Here is a 20,401-nt window from a genome sequence, read left to right as displayed (position 1 = left end):
AGATCCCCGCATGGACTTCGGCCTCGTCCTGCAGACCGACCCGCCGGCCTCCCAGGTCGTCAGCCTCATGAAGCGGGCCGAGCGCAACGGCTTCCGCTACGGCTGGACCTTCGACTCCGCGGTCCTCTGGCAGGAACCGTTCGTCATCTACAGCCAGATCCTCGCGAACACGCAGAAGCTCCACATCGGCCCGATGGTCACCAACCCGGGCACCCGCACCTGGGAGGTGACCGCCTCCACCTTCGCCACCCTCAACGACATGTACGGCAACCGCACCGTCTGCGGCATCGGCCGCGGCGACTCCGCGATGCGCGTCGCCGGCCGCAAGCCCAACACCCTCGCACGCCTCGGCGAGGCCATCGACGTCATCCGCGACCTGGCGGAGGGCCGCGAGGCGAGCGTGGACGGCAACCCGGTCCGCATCCCGTGGATCAGGAACGGCAGACTGCCGGTCTGGATGGCGGCGTACGGCCCGAAGGCCCTCGCCCTGGCCGGGCAGAAGGCCGACGGCTTCATCCTCCAACTCGCGGACCCGTACCTGACGGAGTGGATGGTGAAGGCCGTCCGGGAAGCCGCGAGCGAGGCCGGCCGCGACCCCGACGCCCTCACCATCTGCGTGGCGGCACCCGCCTACGTCACGGCCGACGACTCCCCGGAGGCCCTGGCCCACGCCCGCGACCAGTGCCGCTGGTTCGGCGGCATGGTCGGCAACCACGTCGCCGACCTGGTGGCCCGCTACGGTGAGCACTCGGGCATGGTCCCCGACGAACTCACCGCGTACATCAAGGACCGCCACGGCTACGACTACAGCCACCACGGCCGCGCCGGAAACCCGGACACGGCGTTCGTCCCCGACGAGATCGTCGACCGCTTCTGCCTCCTGGGCCCGGCAGAGTCACACGTCGCGAAACTGCGCCACCTCCGAGGCCTGGGCGTAGACCAGTTCGCCGTCTACGACATGCACGACAACCGCGAGGCCACGATCGACGCGTACGGCTCCGAGGTCATCCCCATGGTCAACGCCTGACCCCTGGCAGAGGCGCCGCCGGGCCCCCGCCCGTCTCCGCGGCCGGGGGCCCGGCGGGGTGCCGTCCGGATGTCCGCCGTGCACCCGCCCCGCGCGACCTACGTCGAGGGCGCCTGCCGCTGACCTAACGCGGCGGCGCCCGCATCGGACGGGTTCGGCTCCAGGTGCTGGTGGACCCGGCGGAGCAGGGACGCGAGCACCTGGCGCTCGTCCCTGCTCAGCGGGGCCAGTACGTCGTCGTCGGTGGCGGCGATGTCCGCGTTCAGCCGGTCCAGGAAGGCGCGGCCTTCCGGCGTCAGCCGGACGAGGACCTTCCGCCGGTCGTCGCGGTCCCGGGTGCAGACGACGTGGCCGGCCTTCACCAGGTCGTTGACGACCTTCACCAGGTCGCTGGTGTTCATGTCGAGCCGGGCGGCCAGGAGCGTCTTCATCTGCGGGCCCATGTCGGCCACCAGCGCCATGACGGTCAGGTGCCACAGCCGCAGGCCGTGGGCGGCCAGCCGCTCGGTGAGCCGGCGGCGCGCGGCCTTCCCGACCGCGTACATGAGGTACGCGTTGAGGTCGAGGACGCCCGGGGGCGTCATGCCGGCGCCCTGGCCCACCGCCCGGGCCGCCGCGCCGCCCGCGAGCGTCAGGTCGGTCTGCGCGAGGGCCCGGAACACCTGGGCCCAGTCGGTCGCGGGCATGTTCGAGATGCCGACGACGGCGAACTCCGCTCCCGACGCGTCGCGTGCGGTGCCGGTGACGACAGGCTGTTCCATTCGCTCCCCCGTGCTGGCCCTGCGGGTCGGTGGTCCGGCGACCCGGTGGTGTCGTGCAGTGCCGGCGCCCCTCGGGACCGTCCGAGGGGCGCCGGAGTGTTCGAGGCCGGGGCTGCGCTGCCCCGGCGCTCACGGGCGGCCGGTGAGGTAGCCGCCCATGGAGGTGAAGTACTCGGTGGCGGGCAGCTCGCGGCCGTCCTCCGTCCGTACGCGGGTGACGGCGAGGCCGTGGTTGCGGCCGGTGCGGGCGTCGGCGCCGGCGACGATCACGACGCCCTCGCCCTCGCGGTAGAAGATGCGGCCGGGCGTGCCGCCGTAGCGGCCCTGCGACACGACGGCGGAGAGGATCTCCAGGCGCTTGCCCCTGTGGAAGGTGAAGGCGCTCGGGTACGGCGCGGACTGCGCCCGGACCAGGCGCTCCAGGACGTCGGCCGGCCAGTTCCAGTCGATGCGGATGTCCTCCTCGGACCGCTTGTGGAAGAAGCTGGCCTGCGAGCGGTCCTGCTTGGTGAACGCGGTCTCCCCGGCGGCGATCCGGGCGAGGGCGCCGATGGTGACCGGGGCGATGAGGTCGACCGTCTTGTGGAAGAGGTCGGTGGCCGTGTCGGCGGGCCCCACCGGGACGGCGCGCTGCTCGACGATGTCGCCGGCGTCGAGGACCTCGTCCATCATGTGGGCCGTGACGCCCACCTCCCGCTCGCCGTTGATGAGGGCCCAGATCAGCGGGGAGAAGCCGGCGTACTTCGGCAGGAGCGAGTCGTGGACGTTCAGCGTGCCGTGGCGGGGGAGCGAGTAGATGCGCGGCGGGATCCACGTACGCCAGTTGTTGGCCACGATGATGTCCGGATCGGCCTGCTTGAGGAGGTCGAACAGCTCCTCGTCGTCGGGCCGGTTGCGGATGGCGACGGGCACGCCGTGCTCCTCGGCCAGGTCGGCGACCGAGTCGCTCCAGATCTTCTCGTAGGCGTGCTCGCTCTTGGGGTGTGTCACGACCATCACGACGTCGTGCTCGGACTCCAGGAGTGCTTTCAGGGTGCGGTGACCCCACGTCTGGTAACCGAACATGACGACCCGCATGGGGGTTCCTCCTCGGAAGAGCGAATGAACGCGGCAAGTAAAGCAAGGCTTACCTAACATTGCAATACGCGTCTGTTTCAAGCCAGTTGAAGGCTGAACAGTCGTCAGCTGTCCGGTTTGTCGGGTCGACAGCTCGGCGCAGGTGAGGTTAGCTTTACCTAAGTTTCCGCCGGCTTACGGTGACCCCGGGCCGGTGTCGCGTTCTTTTCGCCCCACGCCTCACAGGCGGCAGTTCCGCACGATGGGAGTGACATGTCTCAGGGTCTTCCTGGCGACGCCCCTCTGGTCCACGACCTCATTGGCATCGGCTTCGGGCCGTCCAATGTGGCCATGGCGATAGCTCTGAGCGAGCACAACGCCCGCGTCGGAAGGCAGGAGGCCGTCACCGCTCACTTCTTCGAGCGGCAGCCCGGCTTCGGCTGGCACCGCGGCATGCTGATCGACGACGCGACCATGCAGGTGTCCTTCCTCAAGGACCTCGTGACGCTGCGGAACCCGACCAGCGAATACAGCTTCCTGTGCTACCTGCAGAGCAGGGGCCGGCTCGTCGACTTCGTCAACCACAAGAACCTCTTCCCGCTCCGCGTCGAGTTCCACGACTACTTCGAGTGGGCGGCCGCCAAGGTCGACGACATGGTGTCCTACGGGCACGAGGTCGTCGCCATCGAGCCGGTCGTCCGGGACGGCGCCATCGAGTACCTCGACGTCACGGCCCGCTCCGGCACCGACACCGTGGTCCACCGCGCCCGCAACCTCGTCATCGGCACCGGCCTGCGCCCGCTGATGCCCGAGGGCGTGGAGCGTACCGACCGCGTGTGGCACAACTCCGAGCTGCTCACGAAGGTGGAGGCCCTGGGCGGCGCGAACCCCGGCCGCTTCGTCGTCGTGGGCGCCGGGCAGAGCGCCGCCGAGAATGTCGCCTACCTGCACCGCCGCTTCCCCGAGGCCGAGATCTGCGCCGTCTTCTCCCGCTACGGCTACAGCCCCGCCGACGACAGCAGCTTCGCCAACCGCATCTTCGACCCGGCCGCCGTCGACGAGTACTTCGCCGCCCCCGGGGACGTCAAGCGCAAGCTGATGGACTACCACGGCAACACCAACTACTCGGTCGTCGACATCGACCTCATCGACGACCTGTACCGGCAGGCGTACCAGGAGAAGGTCCTCGGCACCGAACGCCTCCGCTTCATCAACGTCTCCCGCCTCACCGGCGTCGAGGAGGCCGACGGCAGGGTCCGTGCCCGCATCACCTCCCTGGTCACCGGGGGGGAGACGGTCCTCGACGCCGACGTCGTCGTCTACGCCACCGGCTACAGCCCCGCCGACCCCACCGGCCTCCTCGGCCCCGTCGCCGAGCACTGCCTGCGCGACGAGGAGGGCCGCGTCCGCGTCGAACGGGACTACCGGCTCACCACCGACCCGGAACTGCGCTGCAGCATCTACCTCCAGGGCGGCACCGAGCACACCCACGGCATCACGTCGTCCCTGCTCTCCAACACGGCCGTCAGGGTCGGCGAGATCCTCGACTCCATCCTCGACCGGGGTCCCGCGGCGCCCGCGCAGAACAGGCCCCGCCCGGTCGCCGACGGGATCGGCCTGGCCAGCTGACGGCCCCGCCGTCCCCCGCAACCCCGGGGCCCCGTCCTGGCCGAGCCCCCCACACGCCTCGCCCGCCGGGCAGCGCAGCCGCGCCCCGGTGGTCGGGGCACGCACTGTGAGATCCCCGAAAGGAACATCTGTGTCCAACGGTTCGCGCCCCGCTCTGCAGCGGTTCGTCACCCACCTGCCACGCCTGGCCGTCGCAACGGCCGCCGCCCTCGCCCTGTCCGCCTGTGGGGGCGGCTCCGAGAAGGCGGAGTCCAAGCCCGAGGCCCCCGCCGACGCCGGCACCACGTCCGCCGCCTTCCCGGTGACGGTCGAGCACAAGTACGGCAGCACCACGATCGACAAGGAGCCCAAGCGGGTCGTCACCCTGGGCCTCTCCGACCAGGACGCCGTCCTCGCGCTCGGCGTCAAGCCGGTCGGCGCGGTGGACTGGTTCAAGGAGCAGCCGTACGGCAAGTGGCCGTGGACGAAGGACAAGTGGGGGTCCGCGAAGCCGGAGATCGTCGGTGAGCGCGACGAGTACAACATCGAGAAGATCGCGGCACTCAAGCCGGACCTCGTCATCGCCCAGTACTCGGGCATGAAGAAGGAGCAGTACGACACGCTCTCGAAGTTCACCAAGGTCGTCGCCCAGCCCAAGGACCTGCCCGACTACGGCGCCTCCTGGCAGGTGATGACCCGGCAGATCGGCAAGTCCCTCGGGAAGGCCGCAGAGACCGACAAGCTGATCGCCGACGTCGACGCCCGCTTCAAGGCCGTCCGCGAGAAGCACCCCGAGTTCGCGCAGAAGACCCTCGTCGTCGCCGACAGCTTCGAGGCCGGCAAGTACTCGGCCTTCACGAAGACCGACCCCAAGTCGATCTTCTTCCAGGAGCTCGGCTTCAAGCTCAAGCCCGAGATCGACACCCTCGCCAAGCCCGGCTTCAACGTCGCCGAGCTCAGCGCCGAGAAGCTGAACGTCCTCGACGTCGACCGCGTCGTCTGGGTCACCTCCAGCAGCAGCGCCAACGACCGCATCAAGGCCGAGCCGCTCTACAAGAACCTGAAGGTCCACCAGGAGAAGCGCGACCTCTTCGTGCCCTACCAGGACCCGGACGTCGGCGCCGCGTTCTCCTTCAACACGGTCCTGTCGATCCCCTACGCCATCACCGAGATCGAGCCGCTCCTCACAGCCGTGAAGTAGCACCACACCGCAGAGGCGGGGCGGGGGAGGACGACGCGGCCTCCCCCGCGGCCCGACCCGCACCCGCCTCCAGCCCCTCACCGCCGCACCACCAGGGAAAGGCCACAACGTACGATGTTTGACGTCGAGTCGGACCGGACACCCGCACCCGGGATGCCCGTGACGGGTGGGCAAACCGGCATCTGGCTGGCCCAGCAGATCGAGCCCGACAGCTCCGCCTACAACATCGTCTTCGCCCTGGAACTGCGCGGCGGCACCGACCTCGACCGCCTCGCCGCCGCGGTGGGGCGGGCCGTCCGGGAAGCCGAGTGCCTCCACGTGCGCCTCGCGCCGGGGGAGGACGGCGAACCCCGCCAGACGCCCGTCGCCCCCGCCGCCGACGTCCCGGTCGTCGACCTGCGCGGCGCCGGCGACCCCGAGCGGGCGGCCGGCGAGTGGATCGCCGCCGACCGGGACCGGCCCGCCGACCTCGCCGCGGGGCCGCTCTTCGCCCAGGCCCTGCTCCGGCTCGCCGACGACCGCGTCTGGTGGTACCAGCGCTACCACCACATCCTCGTGGACGGCATGGGCGTCGCCCTGATCTCCCGGCGCGCCGGCGAGCTCTACACCCTGGGGGAGCGGGCGGCCGCCGATCCCGACTGGTCCCTGGCCCGCCTCGTGGAAGCCGACCGCGCCCACCGCGCCTCCGACCGGTACGCGGCCGAGCGCGCCTGGTGGCAGGAGCGCATGGCCGGCCGCGCCGAGCCCGCGCGCCTCGCCGAGCGGGCCCCCGCCCTCACCGCCCGCCGCCTCAGGCGGTCGGTGGAGCTGTCCGGTGAGGAGGTCGGCCGCCTCCACGCGGCCGCCGACCGCGCCGGCACCCGCGCCTCGCGCGTGCTGATCGCCGCAGTGGCCGCGTACCTGCACCGGGTGACCGGGGAGCAGGACCTCGTCCTCGGCCTGCCGGTCGCGGCACGGCAGGACGAGGCGTCCGCGGACACCCCCGGCATGCTCTCCAACATCGTCCCGCTGCGGCTGGCAGTCGGGCCCGCCACCACCGCCGCAGCCCTCGTGAACGATGTCCGCGACGCGGTCGCCGAGGCGGTCGAGCACGGCCGCTACCGCGCCGAGGACCTGGCCAAGGACCTCGGACTCGTCGACGGCGTCGCCGAACTCGTCGGCCCCACCGTCAACATCCTGCCCCGCCCCGACGACCTGCGGTTCGCGGGCTGCACCGCCCACCTGAGGCCGGAATGGCTGGGCCCCGTCAGCGACCTCGCCTTCGGCTTCGGCGAGCTGCCCGGCGGCGGCGCGGTCGCCGTGCACCTCGACGCCGACGCCGCCGTCTGCGACGAGGAGGCCCTGGCCGGGCACGAGCGGCGCTTCCTCGCCCTGCTCCACGCCTTCACCGAGGACCCCGACCGCCCCGTCGGCCACCTCGACCTCACCTCCGACGCCGAACGCGACACCCTGCTCCGGGAGTTCGGCACCGCCCCGCGCGAGACCGCCGAGCTGTCCTGGCCCGCCGCTTTCGAAGCGCAGGTGCGCCGCGCGCCCGACGCCGTCGCGCTCGTCTTCGAGGAGCGCGAGCTGACGTACGCGGAGCTCGACGCCGCCGCGAACCGGCTCGCCCGCCACCTCCTCGGCGAGGGCGTCCGCCCCGAGGACGTCGTCGCCGTGGCCCTGCCGCGCTCCCCGGAACTCGTCGCCGCCCTGCTCGCGGTGATGAAGGCCGGCGCCGCCTACCTGCCGCTGGACGCCGACCACCCCCGGGACCGCATCGCCTACATGCTCCGCGACGCCGGCGCCCGCACCGTCGTCACCGTACGGGAGCTCACCGGGGAGCTGCCCGAGCTGCCGGACGTCGCCCGCGTGGTGCTCGACGACCCCGCCACGGCGGACGCCGTCGCCGCCTGCGAGGACACCGCCCCCGGCGTGCCCGTCGCCCTCGACCAGGCGGCGTACGTCATCTACACCTCCGGCTCCACGGGCCGCCCCAAGGGCGTCGTCGTCCCGCACGACGGCGTCGGCAGCCTCATCGCCACCGCCACCGACCGCATCGGCATCAGCGCCGAAAGCCGCGTCGTCCAGTTCGCGTCGGTCGGCTTCGACGTGACCGTCTGGGACCTGGTCATGTCGCTGTGCGTCGGCGGCCGGATCATCGTCGTCCCCGCCGAGCGCCGCGTCGCCGGCCCCGCCCTGACCGACTACATCGCCCGGCACCGGGCCACGCACATGATCCTGCCGCCGTCCCTGGTGTCGGCGCTGCCCCCGGAGTGCGAGCTGCCGGACGGCTCCGTCCTGATCGTCGGGACCGAGGCCGTGCCGGGTGAGCTCATCGCCCGCTGGGCCGGCCGGGTCCGGGTCGTCGTCGCGTACGGGCTCACCGAGGCCAGCGTCAACTCGACGCTGTGGCCCGCCGACCCCGGGCGGCCCGGCCCGGCCCCGATCGGCCGCCCCGACCCCAACACCCGCGCCTACGTCCTCGACACGGCTCTGCGCCCGGTTCCGGCGGGCGCCGAGGGCGAGCTGTACGTCGCCGGACGCGGCCTCGCCCGCGGCTACCTCGGCCGGCCGGGGCTGACGGCGGAACGATTCGTCGCCGACCCGTACGGTGAGCCCGGCACCCGCATGTACCGCACCGGCGACCGCGTCCGCTGGGCCGCCGACGGGAACCTGGAGTTCCTCGGCCGCGCCGACGGCCAGATCAAGATCCGCGGCCACCGCATCGAGCCGGGCGAGGTCGAGAGCGCCTTCATGGCCTGCCCCGGCATCGCGCAGGCCGCCGTCCTCGCCCGCGAGGACCACCGGGGCGTCAAGCGCCTCGTCGCCTACCTGGTCGGCGAGGAGGGCACGGACGCCGAGGCCGCCGTCCCGGCCGCTCGCGCGCGCGTCGCGGACGCCCTGCCCGACCACATGGCGCCGTCCGCGGTCGTCGCCCTCGACGGGCCGCTGCCGCTGACCCCCAACGGCAAGCTCGACAAGCGGGCCCTGCCCGAGCCCCGCTGGACCGCCCTGAGTGGCGCAGACGCCCCCGAGGGGCCGGTCGAGACGGTGCTCGCCGCACTGTTCGCGGAGGTCCTCGGCCTGCCCTCGGTAGGCGTCCACGACAGCTTCTTCGAGCTCGGCGGCGACAGCATCGTCGCCATCCGGCTCGTGGGCCGGGCCCGCGAGGCCGGGCTCGCCCTCACCCCGCGCGAGGTGTTCCGCCTCCGCACGGTCGCCGCGCTCGCCCGCGCCGCCGCCGAGGCCGCCCCCGCCGCCCCGGCCGCCACCGCCCCGGTCCCGCTGGACGAGGACGCCCTTCCGGTCTCCCCGCTCCAGGAGGGCTTCTACTTCCACGCCGCCTTCGACCAGGACGCCGCCGACCTGTACCTCGTCCAGGAACTCCTCGACCTCGGCGACGGCCCCGTCGACCCCGGCCGGCTGCGCGGCGCCCTCCAGCTGGTGCTCGACCGGCACCCCCTGCTGCGCGCCTCCTACCGCCAGCTCCACGGCGGCGAGGTCGTCCAGCGGCTCGCCGACCGCAGCACCCTGCCGTGGCGGGAGGCCGACACCGCCGACACCCCGCTCGACGACCTCCTCGCCGCCGACCGGGCCGAGCGCTTCGACCTGGCCCGGCCGCCGCTCCTGCGGGCCACCCTCATCCGCGACGGCGTACGCCACCGCCTGCTGCTGACCCTGCACCACATAGTCGCCGACGGCTGGTCCGTCACCGTCCTGCTGCGCGAACTCACCGCCGCCTACCGGGGCGAGACCCTCCCCGAGCCCGCCGATCCCCGCCCCTACCTGGCGTGGCTGGCCTCCCGCGACCGGGACGCCGCCCGCGACGCCTGGCGCACCGCCCTCGCCCGACTGGACGGTCCCACCCGGCTCGCCCCGAGCACCGGAGCCGGGGAAGGCGAACAGGCCCCCGCCCGGCCCGGGCACGTCGACACCCGCCTGCCCGCGGACGCCACCGCCGCCCTGCACGCCTTCGCCCGAAGTCGCGGCCTCACCCTCAGCACCGTCGTCCACGGCGCGTGGGCGGTGCTGCTGGGCGCGCTCACCGGCAGCCGGGACGTCGTCTTCGGCACCACCGTCTCCGGCCGGACCACCGAGGTCCCCGGCCTGGAATCCGCCGTCGGCCTGTTCATCAACACGATTCCGGCCCGCGTGGCCCTGCGCCCCGAGGAGACGCTCGCCGGCCTGCTGGCCCGCGTCCAGGACGAGCACGCCGCCCTCCTCGACCACCAGCACCTCGGACTCGCCGACATCCAGCGCCTCGCAGGCGGCGGGGAGCTCTTCGACACGCTCGTCGTCTTCGAGAACTTCCCCGCCGGCGACCCCTCGCACGGCACCGACCCCGGCGACCTGCGGATCACCGGAGCCGAGGTGTTCGACGCCGTGCACTACCCGCTCGCGCTCGTCGTCGAGCCGGGCGAGAGCCTGCTGCTGCGGTTCAAGCACGACGCGGCACGCCTCGACGGGCCGGCCGTCGCCGTCCTCGCCCGCCGCTTCACCGCCCTCCTGCGCACCCTGGTGGAGGAGCCCGACCGCACGGCCGCCCGTACGGGCGTGCTCTCCGACCGGGAGCGCGCCGCCCTCGCCGCGGCGAACGCCACCGCCCGCGACGTCCCCGCGGCCACCCTGGTCTCGCTGATCGCCGAGCAGACGGCCCGCACCCCGGGCGCCCCGGCCGTCGTCTTCGAGGACACCACCCTCACGTACGCCGAACTGGACCGCCGCGCCGAGGCCCTCGCCGCGCGGCTGCGCGCCCGCGGCGCCGGACCGGAGGAGTACGTCGCGGTCGCGGTGCCCCGGTCGGCCGAACTGATGGTCGCCCTGCTGGGCGTCCTCAAGGCCGGCGCCGCCTACCTGCCCCTCGACCCGGACTACCCGGCCGACCGCGTCGCGTACATGCTCGCCGACTCCGGCGCGCGGACCGTCGTCACGACCCCGGAGGCCGCCCGCCGGCTGCCCGACGCGGAGGGCCTCGACCGCCTCGTCCTCGGCCGGGACGACCACGAGGCGCCCGCCGGCGGCACCCCCGCCGGGCCCGCCGCCGGACCGGACCACCCCGCCTACCTCATCTACACCTCCGGCTCCACCGGCCGCCCCAAGGGCGTCGCCGTCACCCACCGCGCCATCGTCAACCGGCTCGCCTGGATGCAGGACGCGTACGGGCTCACCCCCGACGACCGGGTACTCCAGAAGACCCCGTCCGGCTTCGACGTCTCCGTGTGGGAGTTCTTCTGGGCGCTCACCGCGGGCGCGGCCGTCGTCCTCGCCCGCCCCGACGGCCACCGCGACCCCGCCTACCTCGCCGACCTGATCCGCGCCCGCCGGATCACGACGCTGCACTTCGTCCCGTCGATGCTGGCCGCCTTCACCCAGGTCATGGAAGGCGCCGGCGGCCCGCCCGACTGGGCGGCAAGCCTGCGCCGGGTGTTCTGCAGCGGCGAGGCGCTCACCGGAGCCGAGGCCCGCCGCTGGTGGGAGCTCACCTCCGGCTCCGCGCACGGCCCCGTCCCGCTGCACAACCTGTACGGGCCCACCGAGGCGGCCGTCGACGTCACGTACTTCCCGTACGAGGGCGGCACCGGGCTCGCCGTCCCCATCGGGCGGCCCGTCTGGAACACCCGCCTGCACGTCCTCGACCCGTTCCTGCGCCCCGTGCCCGACGGGGTGCCCGGCGAGCTGTACCTCGCGGGCGTCCAGCTGGCCCGCGGCTACCACGGCCGGCCCGCCCTGACCGCCGAGCGCTTCACCGCCGACCCGTTCGGCGGGTCCGGCGAGCGCATGTACCGCACCGGCGACCTCGTACGCCGCCGCCCCGACGGCGCCCTCGAGTACCTCGGCCGCACCGACCGCCAGGTCAAGATCCGCGGCAACCGCATCGAACTCGGCGAGGTCGAGGCCGCACTGGCCGCCCTGCCGGGGGTCGCCCGCGCCGCCGTGATCGTCCGCGACGGCGCCCTCCTCGGGTACGCCGTCCCCGCGCCCGGCACCACCCCGGACGGGGCGGCCCTGCTCGCCGCGCTCGCCGCGGCCCTGCCCCCGGCGATGGTGCCCGCCGCCGTGGCCACCCTGGACGAGCTGCCGCTGACGCCCAGCGGAAAGCTCGACCAGAACGCCCTGCCTTCGCCGGACCTCGCGCCCCGCGCCGGCGGGCGCGCCCCCTCCACCGAGGGGGAGACCTCCTTCTGCCGGATCTTCACCGAGGTCCTCGGCGTCGAGGGCATCGGCGCCGACGACGACTTCTTCATGCTCGGCGGCGACAGCCTCACCTCGATCGCCGTCGCCACCCGGGCCCGTGAAAGGGGACTGACCATCAGCCCGCGCGATGTGTTCGAGCACCGTACGCCCGCCGCGCTCGCCGCGGCGGCCGCCACCGCGCCGGACGAGCCCGCCGCCACGCCCCCGGGGACCGCTGCCCCGGCCGCCGCCGTGACCGTGTCCGCCACGGACGCCGGGCAGGCCGCCGCCGCCCTCCAGGCGGTCCTCGCCGCGCAGACCGCCTCCGGCGCGGCCGTCGACCCGGCCCTCAAGGCCCTCCTCGACCAGCTCACCGCCGCCTCCCCGGCCGCCGAGCCGCCCGCCCCCGCCCCGCTGGGGGGCCTCGTCCTGACGCCGGAGGAGACGGCCCGCGTCGAGGCCGCCGCCGGGCTGCCCGTCGCCGACGTCTGGCCGCTCTCCCCGCTCCAGGAGGGCATGTACTTCCACGCCACGTACGACACCGGCGACGCCCTCGACGTCTACCTCTCGCAGGAGACCCTGGACCTCGACCACCGCCTGGACGCCGACCGGCTGCGCGCCGCCTGCCGGGCCCTCCTCGACCGCAACGCGAGCCTGCGCGCCGGCTTCACCAGCGACGGCCTGCCCAGGCCCGTGCAGTTCATCGCCGACGGCGCCGAGGTCCCGCTCACCGTGACCGACCTGGCCGGCCTGCCGGCCGGCGAGCAGGACCGCCGGGTCGGGGAGGTCCTCGCCGCCGACCGCCGACAGCGCTTCGACCTGTCCGCGCCCCCGCTGTGCCGGCTCCGCCTGATCCGGCTCGGCGACGGCCGCGACCGGCTCGTCGTCACCCACCACCTCATCCTGTGGGACGGCTGGTCCGCCTGGCTGTTCCTGGAGGAGCTGTTCACCCTGTACGAGCGGTCCGGCGACACCGCCGGCCTGCCCGCCCCCGGCTCGTACCGCGACTACCTGGCCTGGCTGGACCGCCAGGACACCACCCGCGCCCTCGGCGCCTGGCGCGAGGCCCTCGCCGGCTTCGACGAGCCGACGCTCGTCGCCCCCGCGGGCCGCGACGCGGGCCCCGTCATCCCCGCCGACCACCACGCCGAGCTCTCCCGCGAGGCCGGCGACCGGCTGCGCGCCCTCGCCCGCCGGCACGGCCTCACCCTCAACACCGTCCTCAACGCCGCCTGGGCGCTCGTCCTCTCCTCGATGACCGGGCGCGGCGACGTCGCCTTCGGCACCGCCGTCGCCGGACGCCCCGCGGACGTCCCGAACGCGGCCGGCATCATCGGCATGTTCCTCAACACCATTCCCGCCCGGGTCGCCTTCTCCCCGGACGAGCCGCTGCTCGACCTGCTGCGGCGCATCCAGTCCGAGCGGGCCGCCGTCATGCCGTACGAGTACGTGGGCCTCGGCACGCTCCAGCAGGAGACCGGCCACCGCCGCCTGTTCGACACCCTGTTCGTACTGCGCTCCGCCGACGGCGAGGAGCGGGCCGCGGAACTGCGGCGAAGGCACGGCATCACCGGCGTGTCGAACGTGGACGGCACCCACTTCCCGCTCACCCTGATCGTCACGCCCGGGACCCGGCTGCGCGTCACCCTCGCGGCCCGCCCGGACCTCTTCGACGCGGAGGCCGCCGCCGCCGTCCTCGGCCGGTTCACCACCGTCCTGGAGCGGCTCGGCAACCTCCTCGACGGGCCGGACGCAACCTCCGCGCGCACCGCCGGCATGGACCTGCTGCTGCCCGCCGAGCGCGCCGCCCTGACCGCCGGATGGGCGGGAAGCCGCGAGCCCGTGCCGGACGAGACCGTCGCCGACATGCTGGCCGCGCAGGTGGCCCGCACCCCGGACGCCGTCGCGCTCGTCTTCGGCGAGCGGGCCCTCACGTACGCCGAACTCGACGCGCACATCAACCGCATCGCCCGGTTCCTGCTCGCCCGCGGCGCCGGGCCCGAGAAGGCGGTGGCGCTCGCGCTGCCCCGCTCCATCGACATGGTCGCCGCCCTGTTCGCCGTCCTGCGGACCGGCGCCGCGTACCTGCCGCTCGACCTGGACCACCCGGCGGACCGGCTGCGGCTGATGGTCGAGGACACCGGGCCGCTGTGCCTGGTCTCCACCGCGGCCGTCGCCCCGGCCCTGCGCGGACCCGACGGGCCCGCCGCCCCCGAACTCCTGCTGGACGACGAGGCGGTGGCCGCCGAACTGGCCGCCCTGTCCGGTGCGGAGATCTCCGACGCCGAACGGCCCGGGTTCGCCCGCGGCGTCCCCGGCCGCCTGGAGTATCCGGCGTACGTCATCTACACCTCCGGCTCCACCGGCCGCCCCAAGGGCGTCGTCACCCCCTACCGGGGCCTGACGAACATGCAGCTCAACCACCAGAAGGAGATCTTCGACCCGGCCATCGCCTCCGCGGGCGGGCGGCGGCTGCGCATCGCGCACACCGTCTCCTTCGCCTTCGACATGTCCTGGGAGGAGCTGCTCTGGCTCGTCGAGGGCCACGAGGTCCACGTCTGCGACGAGGAGCTCCGCCGCGACGCCGAGGCGCTCGTCGCGTACTGCGACGCCCACCGAGTCGACGTGGTCAACGTGACGCCCACCTACGCCCAGCTCCTCATCGAGCAGGGCCTGCTCGACCACGACGAGGCGGCGGGCAGGCACCGGCCCGCGCTGGTCCTGCTGGGCGGCGAGGCCGTCCCCGACACCGTCTGGGACCGGCTGCGCCGCACCGACGGCACCTACGGCTACAACCTGTACGGGCCGACCGAGTACACGATCAACACCCTCGGCGGCTCGACCGAGGACAGCGCCACCTCCACCGTCGGCGTCCCCATCCGCAACACCCGCGCCTACGTCCTCGACGCCATGCTCCGGCCCGTCCCGCCGGGCTGCCCCGGCGAGCTGTACATCGCCGGCACCGGCCTGGCCCGCGGCTACCACGACCGGCCCGGCCTGACCGCCGAGCGGTTCACCGCCGACCCGTTCGGCGAGCCCGGCGAGCGCATGTACCGCACGGGCGACCTCGTCCGGCAGCGGCCCGACGGCCTGCTCGACTTCCTCGGCCGCACCGACGACCAGGTCAAGATCCGCGGCTACCGCATCGAACTCGGCGAGATCGCCGGCGCCCTGTCCGCACACCCGGCCGTCGCCCACGCCGCCGTCGTCGTCCACGAGTCCGCCGGCACCAAGCGCCTCGTCGGCTACGTCGTCCCCGAGGACGGCACCGACGCGGGCGAGGAGCTGGTGCAGCTCCTGCGCGACCACCTGAAGGCCGGCCTGCCCGACTACATGGTCCCGTCCGCGCTCGTCACCGTCGCCACCCTGCCCCTGACCGTCAACGGCAAGCTCGACGTCCGGGCCCTGCCCGCACCCGACTTCGCCGGGGCCGCCGCCGGCCGCAGCCCGCGCACCCCGCGCGAGGAGACGCTGTGCGCCCTCTTCGCGGAGGTCCTCGGCCTGCCCGAGGGCAGCGTCGGCATCGACAGCGACTTCTTCGAGCTCGGCGGGCACTCGCTGCTCGCCACCCGCCTCGTCAGCCGCGCCCGGACCGCCCTCGACACCGAGCTCGCGATCCGCGACCTCTTCGAGGCGCCCACCGTCGGCGAGCTCGTGGAGCGCGCCGACCGCGGCGCCGGAGCGGCCCGCCCCGCACTGACCGCCGGGGAGCGCCCCGACGAGCTGCCGCTCTCCCACGCCCAGCAGCGGCTGTGGATGATCCAGCAGATCGAGTGCACCTCCGCCGCCTACAACTTCCCGCTGGTCATGCGGATGCGCGGCGCCCTCGACACCGACGCCTGGCGCGCCGCCCTCGCCGACGTGACCGACCGCCACGAGGCACTGCGCACCGTCTTCTCCACCACGCCCGACGGCCGGGCCCTCCAGCGGGTGCTGCCCGCAGGCGAGGCCCGCCCGGTCGTCGAGCTGGTCCGCGCCACGGAGGAGGAGCTGCCCGGCATCGTCGACGAGGCCGTCGCCCGCCCCTTCGACCTGGCCGCCGAACCGCCCCTGCGCGCCACCCTCGTGGAGCTCGCCCCCGAGGACCACGTCGTCGTCCTGCTGCTGCACCACATCACCACCGACGAGTGGTCGGACCGCCCCTTCCTGCGCGACCTGACCACCGCCTACACGGCCCGCACCCGCGGCGAGGCCCCCGGGTGGGAGCCGCTGCCGGTGCAGTACGCCGACTACGCGCTCTGGCAGCAGCGCCTCCTCGGCGACCCGGCCGATCCCGACAGCCTGGCCGCCCGGCAGCTCGACCACTGGCGCACGGCCCTGGCGGGCGCCCCTGAGGAGCTGGACCTGCCCACGGACCGGCCCCGGCCCGCCCGCCCGGCGTTCACCGGCGCCGAACTCGACCTCACCTTCGACCCGCGCACCCACGAGGCGCTCAGGCGGCTCGCCCGCGACACCGGCGCCAGCATGTTCATGGTCGTCCACGCGGCCGTCGCCGCCCTGCTGCACCGCATGGGCGCCGGCACCGACATCCCGCTCGGCTCGCCCATCGCCGGCCGCGGCGACGAGGCGCTGGACGAGCTGGTCGGCTTCTTCGTCAACACCCTCGTCCTGCGCACCGACCTCGGCGGCGACCCCTCCTTCACAGAGCTGCTCGCCCGGGTCCGCGAGACCGACCTGGCCGCGTTCTCCCACGCGGACGTGCCCTTCGAGGCCGTCGTCGAGGCGCTCAACCCGACGCGCTCGCTCTCCCGCAACCCGCTCTTCCAGGTCATGGTCGGCTACCACGCCCGCACCGGCGGGGAACTGGCCCTGCCCGGCCTCGACGTCGCGTACGTGCCGTACCGCATCCGCTCCGCCAAGTTCGACCTGGTGTTCAGCTTCACCGAGCACACCCCGGCCGACGGCGGCACCGGCTCCCTCGGCTGCCGCCTGGAGTACGCCACCGAGCTGTTCGACCCGGAGAGCGCCGAGGAGCTCGGCGACCGGCTCCGCCGGCTCGTCACCGCCCTCGCCGCCGCACCCGAACGGCCGCTCTCCCAGGCCGAGATCCTCCACGATGCCGAGCGCCGACTCGTCCTGGAGGGCTTCAACGGCTCGCCCCGCGAGGTCGAGGAGGCGTCCTTCCCCGACCTGTTCGCCCGGCGGCTCGCCGAGCGGCCCGACGCCGTCGCCGTCGTCGACCGGGCCCGCTCGGCCACGTACGCGCAGCTCGACGCCCGCGCCAACCGCCTCGCCCGGCTCCTCGCCGCGCACGGCGTCGGCGCCGAGAGCACCGTGGCCGTGGCCGTGCCCCGCTCCGTGGACATGGTCGCCGCCGTGCTCGCCGCCATGAAGCTCGGCGCGGCGTTCCTGCCGCTCGACCTCGCCCACCCCGCCGACCGCCTCGCGTACATGATCGAGGACTCCGGGGCCGCCCTCGTCGTCGGCACGGAACCGGTCGCCGGGAAGATCCCCGACGTCCCGGGCGTCCCCGTCGTCCTCCTCGACGACCCCGACACGGCCGCCGCCCTCGACGCGCTCCCCGACGGGCCGGTGCAGCACGGCCCGATCGCCCTCGACCAGGCCGCGTACGTGATCTACACCTCCGGCTCCACCGGCCGCCCCAAGGGCGTCGTCGTCCCCCACGAGGGCATCTCCAGCCTCGTCGCGACCGCCGTCGACCGCATGGGCCTGCACCCCGACAGCCGGGTCCTGCAGTTCGCCTCGATCGGCTTCGACGTCTTCGCGTTCGAGCTGGCAATGGCCCTGTGCCACGGCGGCCGGCTCGTCCTCATCACCGACGAGGCGCGAGTCGCCGGACCGGCCCTCACCGACTTCCTCGCGGACCAGCGGATCACCCACATGATCCTGCCGCCGTCGCTGGTGTCTGCGCTCCCGCCCGGCTGCGCGCTCCCCGAGGGGTCGACCGTGCTCGTCGGCACGGAGACCGTGCCGCCGGACCTGTTCGAGCGGTTCGGCGCCACCGCGCACCTGATCTGCGCGTACGGCCTCACCGAGGCGACCGTCAACTCCACCCTGTGGCCCGCCCGCGAACACGGCGGCACCCCGCCCGGCCGCGTCCCGATCGGCCGCCCCGACCCCAACACCCGCGCCTACGTCCTCGACGAGCACCTGCGGCCCGTCCCGCCCGGCGTGGTGGGCGAGCTGTACGTCGCCGGACGCGGCCTCGCCCGCGGCTACCTCGGCAAGCCCGCCCTGACCGCGGAACGCTTCACCGCCGACCCGTACGGCGCCCCGGGCAGCCGCATGTACCGCACCGGCGACCGGGCCCGCTGGCGCCGCGACGGCAACCTGGACTTCCTCGGCCGGGTCGACACGCAGGTCAAGGTGCGCGGCTTCCGCATCGAGCTGGGCGAGATCGAGGCGGCCCTCGCCGCGCACCCCGCGGTCGCCCAGGCCGCGGTCCTGCCCGACCGCGACGGCGACATCGTCCGACTCATCGGCTACGCCGTCCCCGAGCCGGGCGCCGACCCCGACCCGCAGGAGCTGCGCGCCCACGTCGCCGCCCTGCTGCCCGAGTACATGGTGCCCGCGCTCGTCGTCCCGCTCGACGGCCCGCTGCCGCTGACCCCCAACGGCAAGCTGGACCGCAAGGCGCTGCCCGCGCCCGACTGGTCGGCGATGACCGGCGGCGCCCGCCCGGCCGACGAGACCCAGGCGCGCCTCGCCGCACTGTTCTGCGAGATCCTCAAGCTCGACACCGTCGGCGTCCACGACAACTTCTTCGCGCTCGGCGGCCACTCGATGGCCTCCATGCGGCTCCTCGGCCGCATCCGCACCGAGTTCGGCGTCGAACTCGGCATCCGCGACGTCTTCGACGCCCTGACCGTCGCCGGCCTCGCCGGCAAGCTCGCAGGCGCCGCTGCCGCCCGCCCGGCACTGCACCCCGCCGCGCCCGCCGACGGGCCGCTGCCCCTCGCACCCGGCCAGCGCACGCAGTGGCAGGCGTACCGCCGCAGCCCCGGCTTCGACCACGCCCTGGCCCTGCGCTCCGCCGACGGCTTCGACACGGACGCGCTCGCCGCGGCCCTCGCCGACGTCACGGCCCGCCACGCACCGCTGCGCACGGCCTTCGCCGAACACGACGGCTTCGTCCACCAGCGGCCCGTCGACGCACCGGCCCTGGTCGCGGAGGAATGCGCGGACCCGGACGCCCGCCTGCGCGAACTCGCCTCCGCAGCACCCGACCTGGAGCGGGAGGCACCTCTGAGGGCCCACCTGCTGACCGGACCCGACGGCCACCAGGCCCTGCTGCTCGCCCTGCACTACCTCGCCGCCGACGAGTGGTCCGTCGTCCCGCTGTTCCGCGACCTCACCACCGCCTACGCGGCACGCAGGGAGGGCCGCGCCCCCGACTGGCAGCCGCTGCCCGTCTCGTACGCGGACTACACGCGCTGGGCCCACGAGGTCCTGGGCGACCCCGCCGATCCCGACAGCCGCGGCGGCCGGCAGCTCGCCTACTGGCGGGAGACCCTCGCCGGCGCCCCGCAGCGGCTGGCGCTCCCGGCGGACGGGCCGCGGCCGGCCGCCGCGGACCCGGCGGGACGGCCCGCGGGACACGTCCCCTTCGTCCTCGACGAGCAGCTCCACACGGCCGTGGACGAGCTGGCCCGCGCCACCGGCACCAGCATGTTCATGGTGCTGCACGCCGCGCTCGCGGCCCTGCTGACCGGCCACGGCGCCGGCACCGACCTGCCCATCGGCACGATGGTCGCCGGCCGCACCGACGACCGGCTCGCCGACCTCGTCGGCAGCTTCCTCGGCACGGTCGTGCTGCGCACCGACACGGCGGGCGACCCGACCTTCCTCGAACTGCTCGGCCGCGTACGGGAGACCGTGCTCAGCGCCCTCGACCGGCAGGAGGTCCCGTACGAGGAGGTCGCCCGCGCCACCGGCCTGCCCGCCGAGGGGCCGCAGGTCATGGTGGTCCACCACGAGCAGGCCGACCTCGCCTCACTCGAAGGCGGCGCGGGCACCCTGGAGGCCGTGCCGACCGGCCGGACCAGGGCCGACCTGACCCTCGGCTTCCACGAGCCGCGCGGCGGCGGCCCCGTCCACTGCGCCCTGGTCCACGCCACCGACCTGCTCGGCACCGCCAAGGCCCGCAGGCTCGCCGACGAACTTCTCCAGCTGCTGCACACCGTGGCAGCCCGTCCCGAACAGCCGCTGTCCGGGCTGTTCACCGCACCGTCCCAGAGGAGTGACACCGCATGAGCACCAACCCGTTCGAGGACCCGCAGGGCACCTTCCTGGTCCTGGTGAACGACGAGAACCAGCACTCGCTGTGGCCGTCCTTCGCCGAGGTCCCGGCCGGCTGGCGCACCGCCGCCGGCCCCGACACCCGCGAGGCCTGCCTGGCGTATGTGGAGGAGCACTGGACGGACCTGAGGCCGGCGAGCCTCGCCGCCGTCCAGCCCTGACCCACCCGCCCGCACCGAAACCGCTGCCCGCGGAGGACCTTCCTCCGCGGGCGGCGGCGCGCGCTGCGGATCAGCAGGCCCTACGGACGGCCGGTGCCCGGCGTGAGCCGAAGACATCGAGCCGCCGTCCGGTAAGGTGCGTCTCTTCGGGCGCCGTCGGGGCCCGGAGTCC

7 protein-coding genes are annotated in these 20,401 nt (G+C 74.4%); 5 read left to right on the top strand and 2 right to left on the bottom strand.

Going from position 1 to position 20,401, the window contains the following annotated elements; genetic code table 11:
* Window positions 1–10: 10 nt before the first annotated feature.
* The gene (locus tag IE170_RS21190; protein WP_189811008.1) at window positions 11–1,027 is read left to right on the top strand and encodes a TIGR03842 family LLM class F420-dependent oxidoreductase; all 1,017 of its coding nucleotides are present in this window, start codon (window positions 11–13) and stop codon (window positions 1,025–1,027) included.
* A gap of 98 nt (window positions 1,028–1,125) precedes the next feature.
* Here the strand turns inward: IE170_RS21190 and IE170_RS21185 are convergent, their stop codons facing one another.
* Both IE170_RS21185 and IE170_RS21180 read right to left on the bottom strand, forming a co-directional pair.
* Window positions 1,126–1,788, bottom strand: coding sequence for a MarR family winged helix-turn-helix transcriptional regulator (locus IE170_RS21185; protein ID WP_189811007.1), 663 nt, complete (start codon window positions 1,786–1,788; stop codon window positions 1,126–1,128).
* Window positions 1,789–1,917: 129 nt separating this feature from the next.
* The gene (locus IE170_RS21180) at window positions 1,918–2,865 is read right to left on the bottom strand and encodes a methionyl-tRNA formyltransferase (RefSeq protein ID WP_189811006.1); all 948 of its coding nucleotides are present in this window, start codon (window positions 2,863–2,865) and stop codon (window positions 1,918–1,920) included.
* A 252-nt stretch (window positions 2,866–3,117) separates the two neighbouring features.
* Between IE170_RS21180 and IE170_RS21175 the strand changes: the two genes are divergently transcribed.
* The 4 genes from IE170_RS21175 (at window position 3,118) to IE170_RS21160 (ending at window position 20,229) form a co-directional block, all read left to right on the top strand.
* Window positions 3,118–4,473: a lysine N(6)-hydroxylase/L-ornithine N(5)-oxygenase family protein gene (locus tag IE170_RS21175; protein ID WP_189811005.1), complete on the top strand. Its 1,356-nt coding sequence runs from the start codon at window positions 3,118–3,120 to the stop codon at window positions 4,471–4,473.
* A 130-nt stretch (window positions 4,474–4,603) separates the two neighbouring features.
* Complete coding sequence (locus tag IE170_RS21170; protein WP_229885017.1) at window positions 4,604–5,653, top strand: iron-siderophore ABC transporter substrate-binding protein; 1,050 nt, start codon at window positions 4,604–4,606, stop codon at window positions 5,651–5,653.
* Window positions 5,654–5,767: 114 nt separating this feature from the next.
* Window positions 5,768–20,023: a non-ribosomal peptide synthetase gene (locus IE170_RS21165; RefSeq protein WP_189811004.1), complete on the top strand. Its 14,256-nt coding sequence runs from the start codon at window positions 5,768–5,770 to the stop codon at window positions 20,021–20,023.
* Entirely contained in the window at window positions 20,020–20,229 is a 210-nt protein-coding gene (locus IE170_RS21160; RefSeq protein ID WP_125543485.1) for an MbtH family protein, read from the top strand. The genes IE170_RS21165 and IE170_RS21160 overlap by 4 nt, the downstream gene beginning before the upstream one ends.
* The last annotated feature ends 172 nt before the right edge of the window (window positions 20,230–20,401 follow it).

Origin of the sequence: Streptomyces toxytricini, assembly GCF_014649915.1 — a bacterium.
Taxonomy (GTDB): Bacteria; Actinomycetota; Actinomycetes; order Streptomycetales; family Streptomycetaceae; genus Streptomyces; species Streptomyces toxytricini.
Note: the sequence above shows the minus strand (reverse complement) of the source record. Positions and strands in the feature narration are given on the sequence as shown.